Source organism: Pedobacter sp. (genome assembly GCF_037719805.1).
Lineage (GTDB): Bacteria > Bacteroidota > Bacteroidia > Sphingobacteriales > Sphingobacteriaceae > Pedobacter.
The window spans coordinates 105,090-129,607 of record NZ_JBBJLZ010000002.1; the positions used below are offsets into that span (position 1 = coordinate 105,090).

Annotated in this window: 30 protein-coding genes; 12 read left to right on the forward strand and 18 right to left on the reverse strand. The window is 40.1% G+C overall.

The genetic code is table 11. The features are described from left to right. Positions 1–53: 53 nt before the first annotated feature. The 5 genes from WKF66_RS05575 to WKF66_RS05595 all read left to right on the forward strand — a co-directional run bounded on the left by WKF66_RS05575 (position 54) and on the right by WKF66_RS05595 (position 4,922). On the forward strand, positions 54–791 hold the full coding sequence (locus tag WKF66_RS05575) for an electron transfer flavoprotein subunit beta/FixA family protein (protein ID WP_489673432.1): 738 nt from the start codon (positions 54–56) through the stop codon (positions 789–791). A 31-nt stretch (positions 792–822) separates the two neighbouring features. Next, positions 823–1,794 (forward strand): electron transfer flavoprotein subunit alpha/FixB family protein, encoded by a 972-nt coding sequence (locus WKF66_RS05580; protein WP_489673433.1) that lies wholly within the window; start codon positions 823–825, stop codon positions 1,792–1,794. Positions 1,795–1,840: 46 nt separating this feature from the next. Then, the gene (locus WKF66_RS05585) at positions 1,841–2,458 is read left to right on the forward strand and encodes a bifunctional nuclease family protein (RefSeq protein ID WP_489673434.1); all 618 of its coding nucleotides are present in this window, start codon (positions 1,841–1,843) and stop codon (positions 2,456–2,458) included. A 64-nt stretch (positions 2,459–2,522) separates the two neighbouring features. Next, positions 2,523–3,788 (forward strand): nucleoside permease, encoded by a 1,266-nt coding sequence (locus tag WKF66_RS05590; protein WP_489673435.1) that lies wholly within the window; start codon positions 2,523–2,525, stop codon positions 3,786–3,788. Between the two features lie 6 nt (positions 3,789–3,794). Continuing rightward, positions 3,795–4,922 (forward strand): DUF3667 domain-containing protein, encoded by a 1,128-nt coding sequence (locus WKF66_RS05595; RefSeq protein ID WP_489673436.1) that lies wholly within the window; start codon positions 3,795–3,797, stop codon positions 4,920–4,922. A 54-nt stretch (positions 4,923–4,976) separates the two neighbouring features. On the opposite strand, the gene WKF66_RS05600 is transcribed toward WKF66_RS05595, so the two are convergent. The 13 genes from WKF66_RS05600 to WKF66_RS05660 all read right to left on the reverse strand — a co-directional run bounded on the left by WKF66_RS05600 (position 4,977) and on the right by WKF66_RS05660 (position 16,425). Further along, positions 4,977–6,263, reverse strand: coding sequence for a citrate synthase (locus WKF66_RS05600; protein ID WP_489673437.1), 1,287 nt, complete (start codon positions 6,261–6,263; stop codon positions 4,977–4,979). A 31-nt stretch (positions 6,264–6,294) separates the two neighbouring features. After that, entirely contained in the window at positions 6,295–6,819 is a 525-nt protein-coding gene (locus WKF66_RS05605) for a DUF3347 domain-containing protein (RefSeq protein WP_489673438.1), read from the reverse strand. 127 nt (positions 6,820–6,946) lie between these two features. Then, positions 6,947–7,474, reverse strand: a complete 528-nt coding sequence (locus WKF66_RS05610; protein WP_489673439.1) for a hypothetical protein — start codon at positions 7,472–7,474, stop codon at positions 6,947–6,949. Between the two features lie 180 nt (positions 7,475–7,654). Continuing rightward, positions 7,655–8,179: a hypothetical protein gene (locus WKF66_RS05615; RefSeq protein ID WP_489673440.1), complete on the reverse strand. Its 525-nt coding sequence runs from the start codon at positions 8,177–8,179 to the stop codon at positions 7,655–7,657. 109 nt (positions 8,180–8,288) lie between these two features. After that, on the reverse strand, positions 8,289–9,206 hold the full coding sequence (gene miaA / locus WKF66_RS05620; RefSeq protein WP_489673441.1) for a tRNA (adenosine(37)-N6)-dimethylallyltransferase MiaA: 918 nt from the start codon (positions 9,204–9,206) through the stop codon (positions 8,289–8,291). Between the two features lie 10 nt (positions 9,207–9,216). Continuing rightward, a complete protein-coding gene (locus WKF66_RS05625) occupies positions 9,217–10,017 on the reverse strand; it encodes a hypothetical protein (protein WP_489673442.1) in 801 nt (266 codons plus the stop codon). Further along, complete coding sequence (locus tag WKF66_RS05630; protein WP_489673443.1) at positions 10,005–10,385, reverse strand: hypothetical protein; 381 nt, start codon at positions 10,383–10,385, stop codon at positions 10,005–10,007. The genes WKF66_RS05625 and WKF66_RS05630 overlap by 13 nt, the downstream gene beginning before the upstream one ends. Positions 10,386–10,434: 49 nt before the next feature. Then, positions 10,435–12,258, reverse strand: a complete 1,824-nt coding sequence (gene topB / locus WKF66_RS05635; protein WP_489673444.1) for a DNA topoisomerase III — start codon at positions 12,256–12,258, stop codon at positions 10,435–10,437. 2 nt (positions 12,259–12,260) lie between these two features. Next, positions 12,261–13,160: a histone deacetylase family protein gene (locus WKF66_RS05640; protein WP_489673445.1), complete on the reverse strand. Its 900-nt coding sequence runs from the start codon at positions 13,158–13,160 to the stop codon at positions 12,261–12,263. Between the two features lies 1 nt (position 13,161). Then, on the reverse strand, positions 13,162–14,022 hold the full coding sequence (locus WKF66_RS05645; RefSeq protein ID WP_489673446.1) for a bestrophin family protein: 861 nt from the start codon (positions 14,020–14,022) through the stop codon (positions 13,162–13,164). Between the two features lie 6 nt (positions 14,023–14,028). Continuing rightward, on the reverse strand, positions 14,029–15,342 hold the full coding sequence (gene kynU / locus WKF66_RS05650) for a kynureninase (protein ID WP_489673447.1): 1,314 nt from the start codon (positions 15,340–15,342) through the stop codon (positions 14,029–14,031). Further along, on the reverse strand, positions 15,342–15,956 hold the full coding sequence (locus WKF66_RS05655) for a DNA-3-methyladenine glycosylase (RefSeq protein WP_489673448.1): 615 nt from the start codon (positions 15,954–15,956) through the stop codon (positions 15,342–15,344). Before WKF66_RS05655 ends, kynU begins: the two co-directional genes overlap by 1 nt. Further along, a complete protein-coding gene (locus tag WKF66_RS05660; protein ID WP_489673449.1) occupies positions 15,949–16,425 on the reverse strand; it encodes a GAF domain-containing protein in 477 nt (158 codons plus the stop codon). The genes WKF66_RS05655 and WKF66_RS05660 overlap by 8 nt, the downstream gene beginning before the upstream one ends. A gap of 186 nt (positions 16,426–16,611) precedes the next feature. On the opposite strand from WKF66_RS05660, the gene WKF66_RS05665 reads away from it, so the two are divergent. The 3 genes from WKF66_RS05665 to WKF66_RS05675 all read left to right on the forward strand — a co-directional run bounded on the left by WKF66_RS05665 (position 16,612) and on the right by WKF66_RS05675 (position 17,964). Continuing rightward, entirely contained in the window at positions 16,612–16,866 is a 255-nt protein-coding gene (locus WKF66_RS05665) for a hypothetical protein (protein WP_489673450.1), read from the forward strand. A gap of 209 nt (positions 16,867–17,075) precedes the next feature. After that, entirely contained in the window at positions 17,076–17,624 is a 549-nt protein-coding gene (locus tag WKF66_RS05670) for a hypothetical protein (protein ID WP_489673451.1), read from the forward strand. 100 nt (positions 17,625–17,724) lie between these two features. Beyond that, complete coding sequence (locus WKF66_RS05675) at positions 17,725–17,964, forward strand: hypothetical protein (protein ID WP_489673452.1); 240 nt, start codon at positions 17,725–17,727, stop codon at positions 17,962–17,964. Between the two features lie 17 nt (positions 17,965–17,981). Here WKF66_RS05675 and WKF66_RS05680 read toward each other — a convergent pair whose 3' ends face one another. Together WKF66_RS05680 and WKF66_RS05685 are read right to left on the reverse strand one after the other, a co-directional pair. Beyond that, positions 17,982–19,148: a glycosyltransferase family 2 protein gene (locus tag WKF66_RS05680; protein ID WP_489673453.1), complete on the reverse strand. Its 1,167-nt coding sequence runs from the start codon at positions 19,146–19,148 to the stop codon at positions 17,982–17,984. Positions 19,149–19,150: 2 nt separating this feature from the next. Continuing rightward, positions 19,151–20,065: a glycosyltransferase family 2 protein gene (locus WKF66_RS05685; protein ID WP_489673454.1), complete on the reverse strand. Its 915-nt coding sequence runs from the start codon at positions 20,063–20,065 to the stop codon at positions 19,151–19,153. A 44-nt stretch (positions 20,066–20,109) separates the two neighbouring features. Between WKF66_RS05685 and WKF66_RS05690 the strand changes: the two genes are divergently transcribed. The 4 genes from WKF66_RS05690 to WKF66_RS05705 are packed head-to-tail and all read left to right on the forward strand — an operon-like array spanning position 20,110 to position 22,632. Next, positions 20,110–20,652 carry a hypothetical protein gene (locus WKF66_RS05690; protein ID WP_489673455.1) on the forward strand — a complete coding sequence of 181 codons (543 nt, stop codon included), beginning with the start codon at positions 20,110–20,112 and terminating at the stop codon, positions 20,650–20,652. Beyond that, positions 20,645–21,769, forward strand: coding sequence for a response regulator (locus WKF66_RS05695; protein WP_489673456.1), 1,125 nt, complete (start codon positions 20,645–20,647; stop codon positions 21,767–21,769). Before WKF66_RS05690 ends, WKF66_RS05695 begins: the two co-directional genes overlap by 8 nt. Further along, positions 21,770–22,108 carry an STAS domain-containing protein gene (locus WKF66_RS05700; RefSeq protein WP_489673457.1) on the forward strand — a complete coding sequence of 113 codons (339 nt, stop codon included), beginning with the start codon at positions 21,770–21,772 and terminating at the stop codon, positions 22,106–22,108. Continuing rightward, positions 22,105–22,632: a hypothetical protein gene (locus WKF66_RS05705; RefSeq protein WP_489673458.1), complete on the forward strand. Its 528-nt coding sequence runs from the start codon at positions 22,105–22,107 to the stop codon at positions 22,630–22,632. Before WKF66_RS05700 ends, WKF66_RS05705 begins: the two co-directional genes overlap by 4 nt. Positions 22,633–22,643: 11 nt before the next feature. On the opposite strand, the gene moaCB is transcribed toward WKF66_RS05705, so the two are convergent. From moaCB to WKF66_RS05720, 3 genes are read right to left on the reverse strand one after another with little or no spacing between them, the layout of a single operon-like run. After that, entirely contained in the window at positions 22,644–23,552 is a 909-nt protein-coding gene (gene moaCB, locus WKF66_RS05710; protein ID WP_489673459.1) for a bifunctional molybdenum cofactor biosynthesis protein MoaC/MoaB, read from the reverse strand. 1 nt (position 23,553) lies between these two features. Continuing rightward, a complete protein-coding gene (locus tag WKF66_RS05715; RefSeq protein ID WP_489673460.1) occupies positions 23,554–24,006 on the reverse strand; it encodes a molybdenum cofactor biosynthesis protein MoaE in 453 nt (150 codons plus the stop codon). A 27-nt stretch (positions 24,007–24,033) separates the two neighbouring features. Then, positions 24,034–24,267: a MoaD/ThiS family protein gene (locus WKF66_RS05720; protein WP_489673461.1), complete on the reverse strand. Its 234-nt coding sequence runs from the start codon at positions 24,265–24,267 to the stop codon at positions 24,034–24,036. Positions 24,268–24,518 lie beyond the last annotated feature (251 nt).

The window sequence follows — 24,518 nt, forward strand, 5'->3', positions numbered from 1 at the left end:
AGTCTTGAAGGCACCTCACCTTATGAATAACCTTTTATATAAATATTAAACGTATGAAGATATTAGTTTGTATCAGTAATGTACCCGACACAACGACAAAAATAACTTTTACCAGCGATAATACACAATTCAATACTGCCGGTGTGCAATTTATAGTTAACCCCTACGATGAAATCGCGCTAGCTAAAGCGATTGAGCTATGTGAAGGTGGTAAAGGCACCGTGACTGTAGTAAACGTAGGAGAAAGTCAGACTGATCCTACCGTTAGGAAAGCACTGGCGATTGGAGCGGATGATGCCGTTAGGATCAATGCTACCCCAAGGGATGCATACTATGTGGCCTATCAAATCTCTGAATATGCCAAGACACAGGATTTCGATATGATCTTGTGTGGACGTGAGTCTATCGATTATAATGGCTCACAGGTAGCTGCTATGATTGGAGAATTTATGGATATCCCATCAATCTCAATTATAAAGAAACTTGAATATGACGGATCTACGGCTACGATTGACCGTGAAATAGAAGGTGGAAAAGAAGTGATCACCGTTACCGGTAAATTTGTGGCGAGTTGTGCTGAAGGTACTGCCGAACCTAAAATACCTAATATGCGGGGGATCATGTCTGCGAGAACTAAACCCTTGCAGGTTCTAGAAGCAAAGCCTGTTGCTGAAGTAGTAAAAATTAGCAATTTTGAAACACCTCCTCCCCGGGGAACCGTTAAATTAGTTCCGGCAGAGGATCCGTCTAAATTAATTGACCTTCTTCATCAGGAAGCGAAAGTCATTTAAAGTTCATCAATTTTAAATCTTAAAAGACCGTATGTCAGTTTTAGTATATGTAGAACAAGTCGATGGTAAATTCAAGAAATCTGTATTTGAGGCAGTTTCTTATGCAAAAGCCATTGCAGATAAACAAAGCACCACTTTAACAGCAATCTCCATAGGAAACGTTGAAGAGTTAGAATTAAAATTATTAGGGAGCTATGGCGCATCAAAGGTCCTCAATGTTTCGAATGAGCAGTTGCAAAAGTTCGTCAATCAGGCTTATGCATCTATTATTGTAGAAGCAGCTAAAGCTGAGTCTGCAGACATCGTAGTATTATCGAACTCTTTCTCTGGAAAGGGACTTGCACCAAGAATAGCTGTTAAGCTTGAGGCCGGCTTAATCGACGGCGCAGTTGAGCTTCCTGTTATGGAAGGTGGAAAGTTCCTGGTTAAAAAGACCGCTTTCTCCGGTAAGGCTTTTGCAACGACCGAACTTCTATCTGAGAAGAAGGTTATTGCACTGAACCCCAATGCCTTTGGCGTAAAAGAAAGTGCGACTGAAGCTTCAGTTGAAGCTTTTAGTCCTATTATTAAATCAACTGATCTTAATGCCATCGTAAAGGAGATCGTAAGAGCAACAAATAAGGTATCATTGCCCGATGCAGAATTGGTGGTATCAGCAGGACGTGGTTTAAAAGGCCCGGAGAACTGGGGAATGATCGAAGAGTTAGCAACTCTTCTTGGTGCGGCCACGGCCTGCTCCAAGCCAGTTTCTGATGCAGACTGGAGACCACATTCTGAACACGTAGGTCAGACTGGAATCGCAATTAGTCCGAATCTTTATATCGCTATAGGTATTTCTGGAGCAATACAGCATTTAGCTGGAGTCAGCTCTTCAAAAGTCATTGTTGTAATTAACAAAGACCCGGAGGCTCCTTTCTTTAAAGTAGCTGATTATGGCATTGTTGGAGATGCATTTGACGTTGTTCCAAAGTTAATTGAAGCCTTAAAATCCCATAAAGGGTAAACATAAGCCGCTGCTTAGGCTTGTCCTGACAGCGGCTCATCTTAATATGAAAAAAGTAAAACTTGACATTGTAGGTTTGTCCTACAGCCAAACTCAGTCTGGCGCTTACGCTTTAGTTCTCGGGGAAGTGAATGGAAGAAGACGTCTGCCAATAATTATTGGTGCATTTGAGGCGCAGGCAATCGCGATTGAGATTGAGCAAATGACTCCATCGAGGCCACTAACGCATGATCTGTTTAAAACCTTAGCCGAAGCTTATGCCATACAAATCCAGGAAGTACTGATATATAACCTTGTTGAAGGAGTCTTCTTCGCAAAACTAATCTGTAGTGATGGAGAGAACACCAAAGAAATTGATGCAAGAACTTCAGATGCCATAGCATTAGCGGTTCGGTTCAATGCTGCAATTTATACTTATGAATTCATCCTTTCCTCTGCAGGGATTGTGATTGAAGGCAACGACTTACTATTTCTAGAGAATATGGACAATATTCCGAAAGAACAAGGCTCTGAAGACATCACCACGTCGATTCCGTCTTCGGGTTACAAAGATTGGAGTACCGAAGAGCTGCAGCAAAAACTTCAGGAAGCAATAACTGAGGAAGCTTACGAGAAAGCTGCAAGAATACGGGATGAGATCAACAAAAGAAATAAATCCGAATAAGGTTCCTATTTGAAACAGTACTATATTCAGCCATTACTTGCTATTTTCAAACTAAACTACAATTATGAACGTTAAGTTTCGCTTGACCCTGATGAATTTCATGCAATTTTTCATCTGGGGATCATGGCTAATAACTATTGGGGTCTATTGGTTCCAAAATAAGCAATGGTCAGGGGCAGAATTCGGAGTGATCTTCTCTACAATGGGTATTGCTTCGATATTTATGCCAGCAATTACAGGAATTATCTCCGATCGCTTTATAAATGCCGAGAAACTGTACGGAACCATGCACATTCTTGGTGCAATAGTTCTTTTTTGCTTGCCCCTGGTAGACAATCCGACAACCTTCTTCTGGGTCATCCTATTGAATATGATCTTTTACATGCCTACGCTGTCCTTATCCATCACGGTAGCGTACTCAGCGCTTAAAAGTAACAACAAGGATGTGGTCAAAGATTATCCACCAATTAGAATCTGGGGAACAATTGGGTTTATCGCTGCCTTATGGGTAGTAAGCTTGTCCGGCAACGAGGCTTCCTCCAATCAATTCTACATCGCTTCTGCAGTATCGTTAATATTAGGCATCTATTCCTTTACGCTACCCAAATGCCCTCCTTTGGCAAACAAGATTGAGACGAAAACCTTTGTTGATGCCCTAGGATTACGCGCCTTTACGTTGTTCAAACAAAGAAAGTTTGCGGTGTTCTTTCTGTTCTCCATGTTTCTCGGCGCAGCATTACAATTGACCAATGCCTACGGCGATACCTTTTTACATGACTTCAAAAACATTCCCGCTTATACAGATTTGCTGGCAGTAAAATACCCGGCAATTATAATGTCTATCTCACAGATCTCGGAAACACTGTTTATTTTGGCTATACCATTCTTTCTCAGAAAGTTTGGCATCAAGTACGTGATGCTTTTTAGTATGCTGGCTTGGGTATTGAGGTTTGGCTTGTTTGCTTTTGCTGATCCGGCCGGGGGTTTATGGATGATTGTCCTATCCTGCATTATCTACGGAATGGCGTTTGACTTCTTTAACATTTCAGGTTCCTTATTTGTTGAAACACAAATTGATCAAACGATGCGTGGAAGTGCCCAGGGATTGTTTATGATGATGGTAAACGGGTTTGGAGCATTGTTTGGGAGCTTCGCTAGCGGCTTGATCATCGAGAAGTTCTTTACTTTCGCGGATCAAAGCAAGGACTGGCATAACATATGGCTAACCTTCTCAGCATATACCTTGGTCCTTGCATTGGTATTTCCTTTCATATTTAAATACAAGCATAACCGGGCAGAAGACGAGGCCATCAAAGCGATGAATCACTAGAATTTTATGTCAACCGGAAAGTATAGGAAAGAACACATTTGTTTGAATTGCGGCAGCTATGTAGAAAAGCACTACTGCAGCGACTGTGGGCAACCAAATATTGAGCTAAAGGAATCATTCTGGGGCTTTATCGGGCATAGCATAGCCCATTACTTTCACTTCGATTCAAAGTTCTTTCAAACCATCTCTCCCCTGTTAACGAAGCCAGGAATGGTGACTTTGGATTATATCGCAGGTAAGAGGGCCCGATATATAAACCCGGTTAATCTCTATATTTTTGTATCTATCGTCTATTTCTTAATTGTTCCTGCTGCGAGGGAAGAGCATACCGAGAAAGACAACGTAAAGGCAAAGGCTGTGACCGCAGCTTCACTTGATAATGTTCAGACAAGGGTTGATAAGGCTGGTAATTTAAAAGGTGAACTTAAGTATGTCCTTGACAGAGCAAAAATTGAAGGGGTTAAGTATCAGTATGACATGATGAGTTTCGCTGCTCAAGGTAGATATCTCGATAGTCTCAGGAAAATACGCCCTGATTCGTCCAGTTCCAAGTCGCTAAATGATTTGATCACTTCGCTGGAGCGGGTTCATGAAAAAAGGCGGGACAGCACTTATGACTCGTACCTTTTCAGACAAAAGCATTTACCAGAGGCAGAACGAGACAATTGGTTCGAGCGCCAACTTAAAAAACAGGACATAAAGGTTAATGTTAAGTCGGCTAAAGGCAACTGGACAATCGGTGAGGAAGTGAAGAAATATGAACCTAAGCAATATTTTCTTCTCATGCCTCTACTGGCCTTCTTTATTATGATAAACTTCAGGAAGAATCACATTTATTACCTGGATCATCTGATTTTTACTATTCATGGAATGACTGCTTACTTTATTGTATCCATCGTCACATACCCGGTTATCAAATACATTTTTGGAATTGGTTCTTTTATGGGAACCGCGCTTGGATTCGGAATATTTGTATGGGTATGCTGGTATTTGTATACGGGATTAAGAGTTTTCTACAAAAGGTCTAAAGGTAAAACAATTGGGAAGATGATAAGTCTATTCTTTTTGTATGCGTTTTCTTTGTATCTGACTGAAGCATTAATTCGAAATCTCATCTATTTCATGATGACTTAATAAAAAACCCGCCTCATTATTAATGAAACGGGTTTTTTATTAAGCGGAATGCTATTATCTGTTTTCAATAGCTTCGAATTCTCTATTCGTGTGTCCTGTATAAATCTGACGAGGGCGACCAATTGGTTCCTTGTTTTCATGCATCTCTTTCCACTGAGCAATCCACCCTGGAAGACGGCCTAAAGCAAATAACACGGTGAACATATCCGTAGGAAATCCTAATGCTCGATAGATTATACCTGAGTAAAAATCCACATTTGGGTAAAGTTTACGCTCAACAAAATAAGGATCACTTAACGCGGCTTCCTCCAATTTTTTTGCTATCTCTAAAACCGGATCATCTATGCCGAGTTTCTCAAGGATATCATCACAGGCTTTCTTAATAATCTTTGCTCTTGGGTCAAAGTTCTTATATACTCTGTGACCGAAGCCCATCATTCTGAAAGGATCATTTTTATCCTTAGCCTTATTGATCCATTTTTCTGTATCTCCACCATCTTCTTTGATGAGTTCCAGCATTTCGATTACCGCTTGGTTTGCGCCACCATGCAGTGGCCCCCACAATGCAGCGATGCCTGCAGAAACAGACGCATAAAGATTACAGTCCGAAGAACCAACCATTCTTACCGTTGATGCAGAGCAATTTTGTTCATGATCAGCATGCAGGATCAGCAAGGTGTTCATTGCCGTAACAACAACCGGATCAATCTCGATCTCTTCGGTCCGTTGTCCAAATATCATGTTGAGGAAGTTACTTACGTAGTCGTACTTGTTCTTAGGATAAATAAGTGGATGACCTAGCGACTTCTTGTAGATAAAGGAAACAATTGTAGGAAACTTAGCCAACAACTTAATCATGGTTAGATCCATGGTTTCAGCAGAAGAATTTGCATTTAAAGATTCTGGATAAAATGTAGATAAAGAACACACGAGTGATGCCAGTTGAGCCATCGGGTGAGATTTTGAAGGGTATCCGTCAAGGAACTTTTTCATATCCTCATGAATCAGCGTATGCATTCTGATCTTTGATTGAAAACCGTCAAGTTCTTCTTTAGCTGGAAGATCTCCATAGATCAAAAGGTAAGCAACCTCTAAAAACGTCGATTTGGCAGCTAGTTCTTCAATAGGATAACCTCGGTATTTAAGTATCCCCTGCTCTCCGTCAAGGAAGGTAATTGCACTTTTTGTTGAGCCGGTATTCTTGTAACCAAAATCTAATGTGATGTGCCCGGTTAAATCCCTCAGTTTTGAAATGTCGATGGCCTTCTCCCCTTCTGTTCCTGTTACTACAGGAAACTCATACACCTTACCATCAATCTTAATTTCTACAATATCTGACATATATATATTCTAAATTTAAATTATAATACTTCTAATTGATTGTTTCTAAAACAGCTCCACATTCTAACATCTCATCTCCGTAATACGGATTCTGAATTTTCTTTTCAGATGATAGCCAATCACCGCCGTTGCCATTGTTCGCCATTGGGCAGTGTTGAACATAGATAGAACCACTAGTCAGGTCAGTATGTTTGAACATTGCAATAACGTCTGAGCTTAATAAGGTAAATTCCTTACGTTGCTCCGGAATATCTTTAGCAGTAAAGATCTTTCCGGCAATTAATGCGGTGTTTTCACAACCAGGGTAGTTGGAAAGGCTTGCTTTAAGTTTCTCCGCTGATTGCTGCGCTTCTTCATATTTGGTGGCTACCAAAGAATTCTTTAAAGAGATGTAATCGTTGTAGATTGTTTGAGCTTTAGAATCAACTAAATTAACAGCGCTCGTTTGTTCGCCAGGTACCGCAGCAGTATCACTAGCTAAAGCAGTATCTTTTTGCTGAGAGTTGCTGCACGAAAATAGGATCATTAGCATTCCTGCCGCAAGAAATCTTTTCATAATAGTGTTATTTATTTGGTTGTAAAGCCCGCCAAGCTGTTTTTCTGTTAAATTACTATTTTAAATCTAAATAACTAAAAAAGCCCCTGAAAAATCAGAGGCTTAAATAGAATATGATAATTAAGTGTTACAATTTAAATCCGTAGGCTATACGTAAAGCAAATTGTCCATTTTGAGGTCTGTAAGTGCTAGAAGAACTATCTTGTCTGTAACCTTCATATCTAGCGCTGATGTCTACTCCACCATTCCATTCATAACCGATTCCACCACCGAAGATTAACGATGTTTTAGAGCCGTCTTTAATTCCAAAACCAGCACCTATCTCACCCATGGTATACATGTTACCTATCGGAAATATTTTAACACCACCTTTAGCCGGAATGAAATCATAATCATCACCCATGTTGTCTTTAGCCATTAAGCGAGTATAGCCGCCCGTAGCAGTAAGTGAAAGCTCCTTAGTTAGGTCCAATTGAAGTCTTGCATCTGCGCCAACACCATATTCAAATGGAGAGCCCTTTTCCGCAACACCGCCATTAAGGCCGAAACCAAGGCGTACTCCAGTAGTGCGTTCCATAGATTGTGCACTTGCACTAGTAGTACCAATCGTCAATGCAACTGCAGCGATTGAAAGAATTTTTGTAATAGTTTTCATAAGATTCAATTTATAAGGTTGATAATATTGGATTGTTATTTATTATATTTACGAAGCAAACTTCCGGGCGGTTTTTAAAAAAGAAGAAATAAATATTTTTTTAGAGACACTAACAATAATTATAGATATAAAAAATGCCTTGAACGCATAGTAGCACTCAAGGCATCTCTTGATTTCGTATTAAAGTTTGAAACCGTAAGCAATACGTAATGCTACTTGGCCCATTTGAGTATTTGGTAAAGCATTTACTCCTTTGCCTGTGTTCTCATATCTTACACCTAAGTCAAGTCCGTTACTAAACGAGTATCCAACTGTTGGCGCATAAAGGAATGTTGTTTTTGCATCGCTAGTTACTCCGAAAGCAGCTCCAACTTCACCCATCGCATAAACTCCAGATCCACTTGGGTCAAAGAAGTATTTCAAACCAGTTTTTACAGGAATGTATCCATAGTCATGAAGATCAGCAACATCATCTTTAGCGATATAATGATTGTAACCTACTGCCACAGGAACTGATAATCTTTTAGTCACGTCAAATTGCATACGAGCGTCAGCGCCAATTGCAAAACTATATAGATCTGTAGTCGGTACTCCAAGACTTAGACCAATCCCGAACTTACGAGATTCTTGTGCATTAACATTTGTTGATAAGAATAGTGCAACTGCAGCTACTGCAGACGCCATAAATTTTGTAGATAATTTCATTTTCGTTTGTTTAAGTTCAATTTGCAGTAACTTCACTGCCAACACCACGATAACAAATTGTATGCCATACAAGAATATCCCACCGCAAGAATTTGTAAACAAATAAAATTTAAATGTCTATGGAACTCTTAATTAACGCTAACACGCTATTAAATAATTTATTAGGTTCCGCACTTGGATTGAACCAATTAATTGTAATGCCATCTTTTTCCATCTTCCTGAAGAAAGTCATTTGCCTTTTAGCATATTGACAAATTGCTGTGCTAAGTCGATCTTTTAGTTCAACTAATGTATAATTGCCCTTCAAATAAGCACCAACAAACCTGTATTCCAATCCATAGTATTCCAGCATCTCTTCACTTAACCCGTTGTCAATGAGTTGCTGAACTTCAATAATTAATCCGTCCTCAATGCGCCGTTCTAATCTGGATATAATGTTTGACCTTCGGATTTCAACCTCTGGGTTCAACCCAATTACCAAAGTGTTAGTAATTGGCTTTGCTGCAACCGGCAGCTTATTGACAAGTAAATACTCAGCAACTTCAATCGCTCTTACCAGTCGTTTATGAGAACTAAGGTCTGCATGCCGAGTAAACTCGACCGGATAACGGGCTAGTCTAGTCCGTAATTCTTCAATATCAAGACTACTTAATGCAGTCCGTAATTCATGATTGTTAGGAATTGCGGTATAGGTCTGGTTTTGAAGCAGACTGTGAATGTACATACCGGTACCACCGCAGAGTATTGTTAATATGCCTTCACTATTTAGTTGTTGAAAGACTTTATAAAAATCCTCTTTAAATTCGTTGACATTATATTTTTCTCCAGCTGATTTGATATCTATTAGATGATGAGCGATGCTGCGTCCAGCAAAACTGTATTCAGACAAGTCTTTTCCCGTGCCAATGTTCATATCCCGAAACACCTGGCGACTATCAGCGCTTATGATTTCTGCACCTAACTCGTAGGCTAACCTTACTGCCAAATTGGTTTTACCAGACGCTGTCGGTCCCAATATGATAATCAAAGGATTTACACTATTCACAAGCCAGGATGTATTTCAAATTACCGGTATTATAGACTTCAAAATATCCGTTTTCGCTTGAAATATTCGTCAAACGATGAGGGAAAGTTCTTGCTAGCGTCTTCTTGTCCACGAAAATTCTGGAAGGTAGCGTGGTTTCAACATGTTTAAATCCAGATCTTTCATAACTTGAACCCAGTGACCAATCCCTGTCTGCATAACTCATCACATCGTCTGGCTGATGAACTTTTATAAAATGAGCCAGTATCTTGGTGAATCCACCTACCACTGTGGTATCTTGCAGGTTTGCAAAGCGAATCAACTCAGCAGATCTGTAGTCATCCATATCGTTATGCATTTTTCGTAATGCGCTAAAACCAGCAACTGCAACCAATCTGCTATCTAAGACGAGCCCATACCGATATTTTAGACGAACAGTATACTGTAAATGATTTTCATTAAGAAACGCGTCGGCCTCTAACTGAGATAAAATGGTAACAGCTGTTTTTCGAGCATGAATGCGTGTGTTGAACCCAACTATCGCTTTTATCCGACTTAAAACCTGTTCTTTTCTGCTGCCCCATACGTCTTCCCAAACGTGGATCAGTTGTGAATTTTTTCGTCCAAACGTTTCTTGAAGTTCAATTAACTCTTCAGGCAACTTTGTACTGTCGAAGCTCATCAAATTAAGAACGACGGTGCCTGCTTTTAAAGATACCAAGTCGTAACAGTTATCGGGCAATAGCTCAAACGGAACTACCATAAAATCTAGCTCCTCTAAAAGCTCGGCATGCCAAGGTTTTAAACTACCCAACCGTTGTCTTTATAAACTTTAAATGTTGCCGCTACTGCTTCTTCAACATGTGCCAGTAAAGCATCGTCTAATTCAGTAATCTTAAAATATCCAGCATCAGTCAGCAACTCCGAAAGGCCAGAACCAGCAATTTCTTTCAAGTCTTTTATCATTTCGTCTGGTAGCAGACGAACACTTACATAACTATCCTCTATAGAAACGCTGGTAAAAAACACCTCATTTTTAAGTGTTCCGTCAATTTCAACATTTTTGTTACTCCACAAATCGTATAGCGTCTCGCTATTTGTACGGTTATCAAAACCGAGTGTTGCGTACGGCTGTAAGGAAGCTCTAATGGTCTGGAATATTTCTATAAGGTCAGTTTTCATCTTGATAGTTCTTAGTCTTTATTACAAACATCGTCCTGTAGTATATTGTTTAATTAGGGAACATCCCCACCCCTGCCACTAATAATTCGCTCGTAATCGTCTTAGTATATTCCGCGATCTCCGCTTTAAAGTCGGCCACGGAAGCACCAGACCTTATTTCTTCCAGCCGTTTCTCCCACTGCCCGGTTAATTCAGCCTGGGCAATCTTCTTATCCTTCACAACGTCATATACGGCAAGCCCTTTCGCAGTTGGCACAAGGTTTCTTTTCTCCCGGGTTACATAGGTTCTGTTAATGAGCGTCTCAATAATTGCCGCCCTGGTTGCGGGCGTACCCAAACCGCTATCTTTCATTGCATAACGTAGCTCTTCATCTTCAATATCCTTTCCCGAAGTTTCCAAAGCTTTTAATAAAGAAGCCTCATTATACAGCGACTTCGGCTTCGTCTGTTTCTCGAGCAAGGCCTTCTTTACAATTGGCAAAGTTTCTCCTTGTTTTAATTTGGGCAATGAAGGGTTCTCTTCATCTTTCTTCTCTTCATCTTTATCGTTGAAAACAGAACGCCAGCCAGCACTTCTTACCACAGTGCCATTTGCAATGAATGTAGAGCCAGATTCCACAGTAATCTTTGTGATTTCTTTCACACATTCCTGATGAAAAGCCTCCAGCATTCTACCAGCTACCATATTATAAAGAGCCAGTTTATCACCAGTTAATTGATGCGGCGATTCGCCGGTAGGGAGAATCGCATGGTGATCAGTTACCTTTTTTGCATTTACGCTCCGTTTATTTAGTGGAACTGTCCCTAAAAATTCTGCTTGTTTACCAAAGTCTTCATGTGCTTTAAGTTTAGCTATTAAGCTAGGCACACCGGCAAAAACATCGGGTCCGATATAACGACTACCCGTCCGGGGGTAAGTGATTAACTTGCTTTCATACAATCCCTGAAGAATGTTTAGGGTTTGGTCAGCCGTCAGACTTTTTTTCTTATTTGCCTCTTGTTGCAAACTGCTTAGATCATGTAGCAAAGGAGGAGGTTCTTTTCTTGGTTTAGCCTCTACAGCAGCAATCTTCGCCCCCATCGGAAACCCGGATTCGGTATCTTCAATCTTCGCGAACAAAGCTTCCGCGTCTTCCTTCTTTTCGAAGTTAGTCAATGACATGGCACGAAACAGCTGCCCATCTTTGTCAACCTGAATAGCCAGTTGATAAAAAGTTTGAGGCACAAAGTTTTTTATCTCCAGGAAACGTGAACAGATCATCGCAAGCGTCGGAGTTTGCACCCTTCCTAAAGACAGTACCGATTTGGAGCCTGCAGAAATACTTAAGGCTTGTGTTGCATTCATTCCAACCAGCCAATCGGACTCCGAGCGGCAATGGGCTGAATTAAACAAACTGTCATACTCTACACCAGGCTTCAAATTCCTGAAGCCTTCTTTTATCGCCTCGTCAGTTTGTGAGGAGATCCACAAACGCTTAAATGGCTTTTTGCATTTTAGAAAGTAGTAGATATAGCGAAATATAAGTTCACCCTCACGCCCTGCATCGGTCGCAACAATAATTTCAGTTGCTTCATCGAAAAGCTTCTTAATAATGTCCAGCTGTTTCCTAACTCCAGGATCTTCAACTAAGCCATCTTTGGTTTTTATTTTCCGTATGCCTAATTTAAACTTCAACGGCAACATTGGTAAGTGTTGTCGTCTCCAGCCTATATATCCGTACTCCTGTGGTGGAGCAAGCTGAAGCAAATGTCCAAATGCCCAGGTAAAAGAATATCCTTTACCCTCTATATACCCATCTTTCTTTGTCGTCGCGCCAAACACCTTAGCGAGCTCACGTGCCACAGAAGGCTTTTCTGCTATTACAATTTTCATATTCAGGCAAAAATATCAATTCCTACCTTGAAAGTGTTACAATGTGCATCAACAATATCTTTAATTTCCGGGGAGTATCCTCCTCCCATGCTCACTTGCACTGGTAGATTATTGTCTTTACAATACTGCAGCACCAGTCTATCACGTTCTTTACAAGCGGACTTAGAGAGTTTAAGCTTGCCTAAACTATCACTACTTAAAACATCGACTCCTGCCAGGTAGAAAACAAAGTCAGCTGAAAATTCTAGTAGAGATGGTAGTGTCTGTCTCAATATTTTCAAATACTCTTCGTCCGCAGTGCCATCGTCTAAGCCAATATCCAGATCAGACTGCTCTTTTCTAAACGGGAAATTTTTCTCTCCATGCATAGAGCATGTAAAAACTTTGGGCTCATCTCTAAAAATTTCTGCCGAGCCATTACCTTGATGAACGTCCAGGTCAATAATTAGAATCTTCTCAGCCAGTCCTTTTGAAAGTAGGTAATTTGCTGCGATCGCCTGGTCGTTAAGCATACAAAAGCCCTCACCCCAGTTGCTCCCTGCATGATGAGTACCGCCCGCTACATTGTAAGCAATCCCATTTTCGATAGCATAGACGGCGGCATCTATGGTGCCCTGTGCAATTCTAATTTCCCGCTCGATCAATTGGGGCGACAAAGGAAATCCCACACGTCGCTGTTCTTTAGCCGGAAGAGTAAGATCTCTTAGCTGTTCCCAGTAACTCTGTTTATGGGAAAGCAGAATGACTTCTTCTGCAACAGCGTTTGGAGAAAATAGATTAGCTTCAGTAATTACTCCCTCATGAAGTAACTGTTCCGGAATGAGTTCGTACTTCAGCATAGGAAAGCGATGGCCTTCAGAGAGTGGATGGGCATATATTGGATCCCAGGCAATCATAACCATCTTATCGTAAAATTTCGCTGACGTGCTTCTCGATGTTATCGCAGATAATATCGACCGGCAGATCATTAGCATCAAAACCAAATGGATCCTCAATCTCCTCAGCTATCAGTTCCAAACTTGCCAGCACATACAGGATAAAGGGGACAATTGGCACTACAAAATAGCCAAGGCTAAATACCCAGCCAATCGGCAAGGTAAGTACATAAACAAAGACAAACTTTTTAATAAAAGCACTATAGGAAAAAGGAATTGGGGTCTTCTTAATACGCTCACAACCACCACAGATATCAGTGAACTGCTGAATGTCTGCTGTAAGTATAATCAATTGCTCTTGGGTAATTGATCCTGCTGCAAGCAGATCATAGACTCTCATAGACAAACTTGTTGCTACTTGGTTTGGAATGTGTTTACCCCCATCTACCTCGATTAAAAAGCTGTTCTTCCCGAAATATTGTTTCTCTCGCAGATGCTCCTTTAAAGCAAAGGCAAATTTAGGTATTCCGTATTCAAAAAACTCGACATGACTTTCATCAAGACGAAGAGACTTGATTTTGATAGCAAAATTTCTGCTTACATTGGTCAATGCACCAAGTAGCTTTCTACCTTCCCACCACCTGTCGTACGAAGTATTGGTTCTAAATACCAGTAAAAGTGAAATGACCAGCCCTAGAAGTGTATGCATCATACCGATGTTCCTTACGTGGACACTTTCGCCAAGTTTAAGGTAGTTCAATTCTATAAAAGCAATGAGCCCGGAGAATACAGCGACACTTAACATAAGCGGCCATACCTTTCTGATTGTATCAGCTTTGTGAATGTGAAATATGAAAGTAAACCAGGCTTTCGGATTGTAATTTATCATGTAAAACTATTTAAATATCTTTTTACTGATCAGTAGCAGCAGATTTCCAGCGGTAAAAATGTCCTCAAATGAATTGTACAATGGGACAGGACTTAGTCTTATCACGTCAGGTTCGCGCCAATCACCGAGAACTTTGTTGGCTACTAGTTCGTCAAAGACAAGCTTTCCATCTTGCTTTGCGACAATTGAAACTTGTGCTCCCCTTTCTCTATTGTCGGTAGGTGTAATGATTTTGTAGTATTCACCTCCTAATGCCAGGTTCACCTGATCGATCATGTAAAAAAGGTAAGAGGTCAAAGCAACACTCTTTTTACGAAGGGGCTCCATATACCCTGCTTTCTCGAATATCAACAAAGAGGCATGATAAAGTGCCATTGGGATAACCTGCGTACAACTTACCTGCCATCCATCCGCACCATTCTCAGGGACAAAGCCTTTTTCCATCTTGAAACGTTTGGACTCCTGGAATCCCCACCAACCGGAAAACCGGTTTAAGGACTTGTCCTCAAAGTGCTTTTCATGAACAAATATAGCACTTATCCCGCCCGGACCTGAATTTTGGTACTTGTAAGAGCACCAGCAGGCAAAGTCAACCTGCCAGTCATGCAGCTCCAGTGGAACGTTTCCTGCGGCATGAGCCAGATCAAATCCAACAACTGCACCAACAGCATGGCCCGCTTCAGTAATTGCCTTCATATCAAACAATTGACCACTGAAGTAATTGATCCCGCCGAATAAAACGAGCGCAATCTCTTCACCATGTGCTGCTATCTGCGCTGTAATATCTTCAGTTCTTAAGGTAAATTCGCCTTCTCTTGGAGCGACCTCAATAATGGCATCACCGGGATCATAGCCATGGAATCGAAGCTGGCTTTCTACCGCATATTGGTCAGAAGGAAATGCACCGGCTTCCATTAATATCTTATAACGATTTCCGGAAGGCTTGTAAAAGCTTACCATGAGGAGGTGCAAGTTGACCGTCAAGGTGTTCATCGGACAAACTTCCGAATCCTTTGCCCCTACAACCGAAGCGATCATTTTCTTTAGAGCCTTATGATAAAACATCCAGGGCGCATCTCCCTGAAACCAACCTTCAACTGCGAGATTTTCCCAGTTTGCGAGTTGAATATTAAGGACCTCACGTGCTGCTTTAGGCTGTAAGCCTAATGAATTTCCACACAAATAGATAAAAGGCTGACCATTGTGGCGCGGGAATAAGAATTCCTGTCTGAACTGCAGAAGTGGATCCTCTTCATCCATGCGCTTAGCGTAGTCAAGTGTATTTTCAAACTTGATTATCTGTTCACTTTGTATTTTCATTATTCCGTAGAATTATTAGGCTTGCTCACAAACTTATTGCCCTTTACAAAATAACGCCAGGGCAACAAGGCATGATCATCTGCATAGGCCACCCCAACCCTGGGACAAGCTGCAATTTGATCTCTGTTAAATACCAATCCCCGATCTTCAATCCAGACTTGTTCGCCAAGTAAATCAGCAGTATTTAGGTTTTTATCGATGCCCATTGCTTTAGCTAAAGCTCCAGGACCGGCGGTTATGTTTGGCTTCAAGATAGTCATGTTTCTTCTGACAAGCATATGTTCCAGCCCTTCAACCGGCTCCAGCCCTCTAATTAATACCGCATGCGGAATTCCCTTTGGCCCAGTGACTACATTAAATAAGTGGTGAATCCCATAACATAAATAGACGTAGGAAGATCCCCCCTCTAAGTACATGGTCTGCGTCCTATTCGTTAACCTTCCGCCATAAGCGTGAGAGGCTTTATCTTCATTTCCTTTATACGCTTCAGTCTCAACGATTATGCCACCGGTAATAACACCGTCGATTGATGTAAATAGATACTTTCCGATAAGGTCAATAGCAACAGCGTTGACATCGAGTGTCTGAAAATAGGAATAAGGTAATTTAGCCATTAAGAAAATCTAAAATTTGTTGAAGATATTTAGCGTCTATCTGATCAAAATGCTCAAGGTACTCACTATCAACATCCAAAACTCCAATGATTTGGCCTTCCCTATATAACGGCAGGACAATCTCTGATCTTGAAGCAGCGGCACAGGCAATGTGGCCTGGAAACTCATCTACATCAGGAACGATCAATAGCTCGGCCCGCTCCCAGGATGAACCGCAAACACCTTTCCCTTTTTTAATTCTCGTACAGGCTACAGGTCCCTGAAAGGGGCCCAAGACCAACTCTCCTTCCTTCACGAGATAAAAGCCAACCCAAAACCATTTGAATTGATCTTTTAGCGCTGCCGTAATATTAGCAAGGTTTGCTATCTGGTCAGTTTCCCCAGCAATTAAAGCCTTTATTTGAGGTAATAAGGACAGGTATTGTTCTTCTTTACCCACAGTCGTTATAATGGTTAGATCTTCCGCCATTGTTAAATTATATCAGTCAAAAATATGTATTTTTGAGACCTTTAAAGTCATATTAATAACACAGATGTTTTAGAGAACTTTGGTGAGATAAAACGAATTGGGATTAATATTGTCTGTGGGTAAGTAGCCACAGTTTCAAATTCCAATTACTTATACTTGTTATTTCGTAAACAATTTAAATTTAAAATGAGAGTTATCGCAGAATTGCCACACCCGGAGTGCAAGATCACATTGTTCAACATGAATCAAAAGTATATTGTAAAGTTTGAACAAGGAACACTTGAACAAAGCTATAAATTGTCAGAGTTGGACTTGAGTGGGGGAGGCGCCAATGAGATTTTCGCAATGCTGGATGAGGCTTTTATCGGCACAGTAATTGAACGTTTCAAGCTAATGAGAAGTGATTTTTCAGCGGCATACAAAAGGCAGCAGTATGAATAGCATCACTTTAATATGAGCTCCGTAAAACACTGACGGAGTTTACGTTAACTACGATTACCAAATTTTATTCTGCCTTTTGTTACTCCATTCAACGTTAACATGCATACTTACTTGTTACATCACTTCATCAAATGACTTTTAAGTTAACTGATTATTAAAGGTTTAATAATTTAACAAAATAAAATATTGACACTAAAACCACAAAATATATGCGAGGTAGCGCCTTTTTCTTCCTAATTGCAAGCTTAATGCTAAGTTCTGCCTGTAGCAAGATCAATGATACTACGGTGATGAATATTACTGTAAATCAAGGTCCAGCGGCTTACAATATACCAATTATCTCAAGCCTTGATACTGGGACGACTATCGCTACCATACCTGTCCCATTTGATCTTGACGCATTGATCAAGTTGCAAAATACCCGCTTATCGTCGAAGAATGTCAAAAAACTCCGAATAAACAGTATTAACTTAACAATAACGGATACGGTCAAAGATGTTACCTTCGCTAACTTCGAAACCCTGAGTATTAGACTGCAGGGAGGTAGCCTCTCATCAAACGTACTGGCCACACTGAATGTATCCGACTCCCAAGTTAAAACGTTAAACATTCCGGTAAATGCAACAGCCGAAGACTTAAAAGACATCATTGCGACTGGTGATTTGAAATATGTAATACGGGGTACACTTAGAAAGGCAACTACGAAGGTTTATGCAACTACTACTTCCTCCACTTTTCGTGTCGAACTGGAACTTTGATAAACAGCTAAAAATTGCTATATTTGCATAAACCGGGATAACTACAATCCCCTATTTTGTCAGATCATTCTATTGACTGGCTTCACTTAAACATATATATATGGCTAAATCTCAGGCAACCTTCATGAAGAAGCAACTGGAAAAAAATAGACAAAAGAAAAAAGAAGATAAAGAACAACGCAAGCAGGAACGTCAACAAAATTCTTCAGGAGGAGATTTGGAGAGCATGATGGCTTACGTAAATGAATTTGGAGAGATCGTTTCCACACCACCCGAAAAACCGGCTGTGCGACCAGTCACCCCGGCGCCCCGCCCGAACAATACCAAAGAAAGAGAATAGTCAATTATTCTCTTTCTTTATTTCCTTACTGCTTTTTCCCATACTACCGATTGATTTCCCTTAAAGTAACGTATCATACCTGCAAAGACCGCATAATTCATCATGCAGAAATAGTAAGGTACAAAAAGCAACTTCACCCTGATCTTTTGGTCTTCTAACCTTTTGCCAATATACGCTGAGCCATAGAATGCAAGTTGAGCACCTAAGAGCAGTCCGTAAATTAAGGTGTTGCCCTGACCTACGATCACCAGGTTTAAAATCAAGGCCAAAATCATTAGAAACGGCGTAATGGTCCAACGCAGCACCCGGTGACTTATATACTGAAAACTAAGTATGGGGAACTTAAAAGGATTTAACAGTGATTTAAGCCAAATGATGGATTGCATGCCACCTGCGGCAATCCTTATCTTTCTTTTTAACTCCTCTCCTACATTGGCGGATGAAGTCTCCTGAGCAAAAGCTTCTGGTTCATAAACTATTATAAAGCCCTTCTCCGCAATTCTCATAGATATCATAAAGTCGTCAAGTACACTGTTTGATGGTACAGCCTCATATTGACTTTTACGAATACTAAATAGTTCACCTGCGGCACCAACCACAGAGTGTAATTCAGAATCCCAGGTTTTGAGCTTTGACTCGTATTTCCAATAAAATCCCTCACCGGCAGTTGCATCTGCGGATGCTTCAATCATCACCCTCTTCTCCCCTGCTACCGCTCCAACTCGAAGATCAGCATAGTGTCTGCACATCAAGACTAACGCATCGGGATTAAGGAACGTATTAGCATCTGTGAAGACAATCAAGTCTGTCTCAACTTCTAAAACAGATCTATGAACTGCTGAAATTTTTCCAAGGCGCAAAGGCGAATGTAACAGCTTAATTTCCGGGTAATTCGCTACGATCTCTGGAGTATCGTCAGATGATCCGTCGGTAACAAAAATAAACTTCAGTTTCCCCGCAGGATAATTTAAAGCGAGGGTATTCTTAATTTTTTCCTCAATGAAATCAGCCTCATTGTAAGCTGCAACAATGACCGTACAAGTAGGCAGCTCCTCAAAGCTGTAACTATTTCTTATTGAAGGATTTGTCAGACGTTTTATTCTTACTAGAATGTACAACAAAATGCCATAGCCGAAAAATGTATAGAATACTAAAAAGAGTGCAATCCAAAAGATGGAGATCATATTTATTTTATAGTGTAGCCTAAATTGGTACTTGTCGTTTTATTTCCGATATTCCAGAAAATCGCTTTAAAAATTATGCTCACAAAGGAACTATTTCCTTCCCTGAGGTACTTAATTATGTTCCTCGGAGTAACGAAACCTATGAAATAGATCCAGAACACAAGCTTTTGTTGAGCCGTAGCATTTCTCCGGATAAATAGTATCCTGTTTCTATTCATGAAGAACTCTTTAACTGCGCTATTTTTGCCTACAGAAAGAGATTCTTTGTGATAGATAAGTGCATTCGTGTTGACCCAAATCTTGAAGCCTGAGCGTTTGATCTGCTCACACCAGTCCATTTCTTCATAATAGAGGAAGAAATTTTCAGCCATAGCTCCTGCTGCCTTTAAAGCTGATCTTCTGATCATCATTGCCGCACCATGTACGTATCCGGTCTCCCCAACAATATTATCATACTGTCTACTATCAGTCTTAAATTGACCTACACACGCGTTCCTGCCGGTGTGATAGTTCATAGGGCTGAAACCAGCATATTGTATAATTTGCTTATTGTCAAAGTAGTTGATTTTGGGAGAAATGATTCCAATAGTAGGGTCCGACTCCAGCGTAGCGGTTAAAGTTTCGAGCAATCCCGGACTAAATTCCGTGTCGTTATTTACCAGGAATATAAATTCTCCTTTTGCGGATTTTATTCCCAAATTATTACCACCTGCAAATCCTAGATTCTTTTCGGAGCGGATGTAAAGCACATGAAGTTCAGTATTTTTGAACTCTGCTCCATGATCTTCGGTACTGGCATTATCCACTACAATGATTTCCAGATTTGCTTTAGGATAACACTCATAAATAGATTTGAGAAGGGCTAAAGTGGCTTGAGGTTGATTAAAATTTACTGTGATAATTGAGATTAAAGCCATTTTTAAAACCTAACTTGGATTAATTTTCATCAAAGTAGTATATTTTGCCTAACAAAACCAAATTAACCGAAGAAATAACTCGGTTTGAGCACCTCGATGGCAACAACGAAGCGCTCCTCAACAAACTGGAAGAGTTCATTTCTTTGTTAGAAAAGAGTGATCTGGACTCTGAAAACGTCAAAAACATCAAGGGCAGATTGAATATTAGTCTGGATCAAAAGCTGAATGGGGGAAGTTCAATCAAAGAAGTAAGGAATCTTACGATGTCCGACCTTGACAAGATGGAACAATTGGATAAGCTCGAACTGCTGCTTAACAACACTCACTTTGACTCTTCCGATGCCAAGAAAATTAACATTAAGTCGGTTATTAGTCGCCTGGTAAAAGGAATAATTGGACTGCTATTTGTAACTCTGGGATTTGCAATGATCATCATGCCGGCTCCGCCGTACTTCGAGATGTTCACTATTTTTCACTTCACCGAGAATGATGGAGTAACATTAATGGATCTGATTTCCTTGATTATTGTTGCAGTAGGAATATATATTATGATCAATGCTTTATTAAATTTAAAACGTGATGAATAGAATCATTTTATTAGTGGATGATGATATTTTTCAGTTGCGTCTTTTTGAGAAACTACTTACAACCAACGGCTACCATTGTATGATCGCTTTATCTGTAGACGAAGCAGAAACTATTCTGCAGTCGGAAACTCCCGATCTTATTATGTCTGATTATGAGATGCCCGGTAAAGACGGCTTTGAGTTCAGGCGCAGGCTTCTAAAGCAAGATTCTTTTAAAAACATACCTTTTCTATTCCTGACCTCCGTCAATGACATAGATAACGTGCAACAGGGATTGGATTTAAAGGCCATCGATTACATTGCAAAAAACACTCCTCCCTCCCACATTCTTTCTAAAATTGATAATCTTTTACAAGCTGTAAGAGAACATTATGAACGTTCCCTAAGCGAGATAAAAGGCATTGCGGAACGTCTAAACTTACGTAACATCCCTAAAAAAGCGCCGCTACTTAAGCACTTTATAATCGATTACTTCAATCAGTCTTTTCAAAATCAACCGGGTGGAGACTTCATAGACTTCATTCAAATAAATGAAAGATATACTTTTATCGTTCTTGGAGATGTCATGGGAAAGAAATGGGGAGCCTGGTTTTTTTCCTTCAGCTTTTTAAGTTACATCCGTTCGGCCATACGACTTTGTGTTTATGATGAGAACTATTCTTTGTCAGAGATTCTAAATAAATTAAACAGGGTCATACACGATGATGAATTATTGAGCGATATATTTTCTACATTAAGTATCGTATTATTGGATGACGAGCTAGGAACGGTCAAATACTCTGGGGCAGGAGATCTTCCGGTTTTGAAGTTTGAAGAAAAGGGTCCGGAACTTCGATATTTTAAGTCTGATGGAATCTTGTTAGGGTTTTCTGAATTCGAACACTACTCCGAAATGGACATCAAACTTGATTTAAATGAAGAGCTTTATATGATATCTGACGGAATGATCGATTTTGAGATTAATGGTGAAAAGAAGTCAGATATCAATTTATTTAAAGAAAAATTGTACAACTTTAAGCAAAATAAAGAGACAACACAAACGATTAAGGACAGGCTTTTTGACAAGCATGTTTCACAAATTGATGATTGCAGCATCATCATTATAAAAAAAGTCTAAATGAACGTAAAAAAACAGAACATCGACGACCTGGTGTTACTTACTATTATAGATAAGGATGCCAACCTTACCAAATCTGAAAACTTCAAAGAAATAGTCTTCAAAGAAATAGAATCTGGAACAAGAAACTTGATCATATCATTTGAGCATGTAGAATATCTTGATAGTTCGTTTCTTGGCGCATTGGTTGCAATACTCAAAAATCTTGTTCCCCGAAATGGTAAACTAACATTGATCGAGTTGAACAATGACATCAGAAATCTATTTGAGCTAACCCGGTTGGACAAGATCTTCAATTTGATGAATTCCCTGGAAACAGCTATTGAAGATTTTAAATGAACACATTTCCAATCCTAATAAAGTTGAGCATTGAAAATGATCCCGAAAAGATTTTCGAGAACACGAACAATGTAATTTCTAAAATAATAGAGCATGTCTCTCTTGATCTTGGCTATCAAAGAAGAATAAGATTGATCCTTATTGAGCTCATTACGAATTCAATAAAGCATAGCAGTGAAGGCTTCACGTTGATCCAGTTAGTGATAGATCAGCCCCACCTAAGCATTCAAAAGATCGAGAAAGGAATCAAGATCGCCTTTAGCGATAGCTCACCGCAACTTCCTTTTGAAGATGTCGATAATATTTTAAACATTAGTTTTTCAGAGTCGAACAAACATAACATCCAGCCACTTGGACAATATAAGTTTGAATTTTTGAAGCCCAAGCAGGAAGAAAATCCAGATATAAATCAAATACCTGAACACTTTGGGCTTTACATTATCACGATGGCGGCTGACAGCTTTGTTTACGAGTACGATCCGGAATTAGGAGAGAATACCTACATTGTCCATTTGAATTTCTAAATACCTAAGCCTTAATGGCCCTTCCCTTCGAGTACCTTAAATAGATGCAGGACCTGAGGGAATAAGGCATCAATTGTTTCTGACGCACCTTTCTTTGATCCTGGCGCAGTGATAATTAAGGTTTCACCAATTAGCCCTGCTACTCCCCGTGACAACATTGCGTAAGGCATCCTATCTTGTCCATATCTTCTGGCCGTTTCCATAATACCATCAATAGGCCGTTCGATCAAAGGAAGAATGGCATCAACGGTCACGTCCCTGGAAGATAAGCCTGTTCCACCAGTGAAAATAACCAAATCATAGTTTTCGCTTGTTAGTTTTTTAACTAGCGATTGGATATCATCAAACTCGTCAGGAATAACCTGATAGCTTGTGGTATTGATTCCAAAGACCTCCAGTTTATTTATTATTGCCTTCCCGGCAGTATCTTCCATTTCTCCTCTGGAGACCCGATCAGAACAAACCACAACTGCCGATTTTAGATCCTTTAACTTTATGTTATTAAGATCAGATTTTCCGCCAGACTTTGTTTCCAAACGAATGGTACTGATCTCTACACCCTTATCAATTGGCTTCAGCATATCATACATGGTCAGCGCAGTCACAGACGCACCGTGCATTGCTTCTACTTCAACACCTGTCTTATAAATTGTATGGACCTCAACTGTAATAATTACGTGCAACCCCTCTATTTCATAAGTAATGGCAGTAAATTCAATAGGCAAGGGGTGACAATCAGGTATCACATCACTTGTCTTTTTAACGCCTAACAATCCCGCAGCACGAGCGAATTCGAAAACGTCGCCTTTAGGTACCTTTCGCTCGCGTATTGCCGTGATAGTTTCTGGCTTTGACACCTTCAAAATTGCCGAGGCAATAGCAATACGTAGCGTATTGGATTTATGAGTAATGTTTACCATGTCAGCTGTTTTGTTTCCATTGATGTCCTTCTCCTTCAAATATTTCCTTACCCCAAATTGGGAGTTCGGCTTTGATTCTTTCCACTAATTCCTGACAAGCCTCGATTGCTGCTGTCCTACGTTTTGAAGATGTGAAGACAAACAGACAAAGCTCCCCGGTTAGCACTAATCCCAAGCTATGGTGGACATGCATGCAGGTAAGTTCATATTTTTGAAAAATATCTTCTCTCATCTCTTGCATTTTCTCCAAAGCCATATCTTCATAGGCTGTATATTCTATTCCAGCTACAATTTTTCCCGCAAGATCATCTTTTCGGACTTGCCCCAGAAAGATGTTATGAGCTCCAATGTCAGTTTTCGTGCTGTGCTTTGCAATGCTATCCGCAATGAAGGCCGGACTAATTGGTCCTTCTGTAAAAATGTTTCTAATTTTCTTGTCTTTTGTATCTGACATATTTTGGGCGTTATCAAATTTATCAATCTATCCTCCCGAAAAAGGCGGTAAGATTGCTACAGTATCAAATTCATTTAAAACCGTATTTTGCTGAATGATCGATTTATTAACTGCCATAATAAACTTCTTTTCCGCAATAACCGGATAGTTGGCGATCAAATAGTTTTTTACCGAATCCGAATCACTGAAGTCGATGCTTGTGATTTGACCATTTGCCACTATTTCTGTTAAACTACCAAAACTTAAAAAGTTGATTGTCATATTTTAGTTATCAATTAATTGTAGGTTAATCCACCATTATCATCCCGGGGATACCGGTACCTCGTGGTATTGTTATTCCGAGTCCTGAAATAAATCACCAATGACAGTTTATCCTACACCCGTCCTTGCGGCGTAGACCGCAACCTCGGAATGGGTGGCATCGCTATGCCGAGGTCCTGAAATAAATTTAGGATGACGATATGTAAACATGTCATTGCCAATTTTTGTGTTTGCCAAAGTACTAAAGCTAA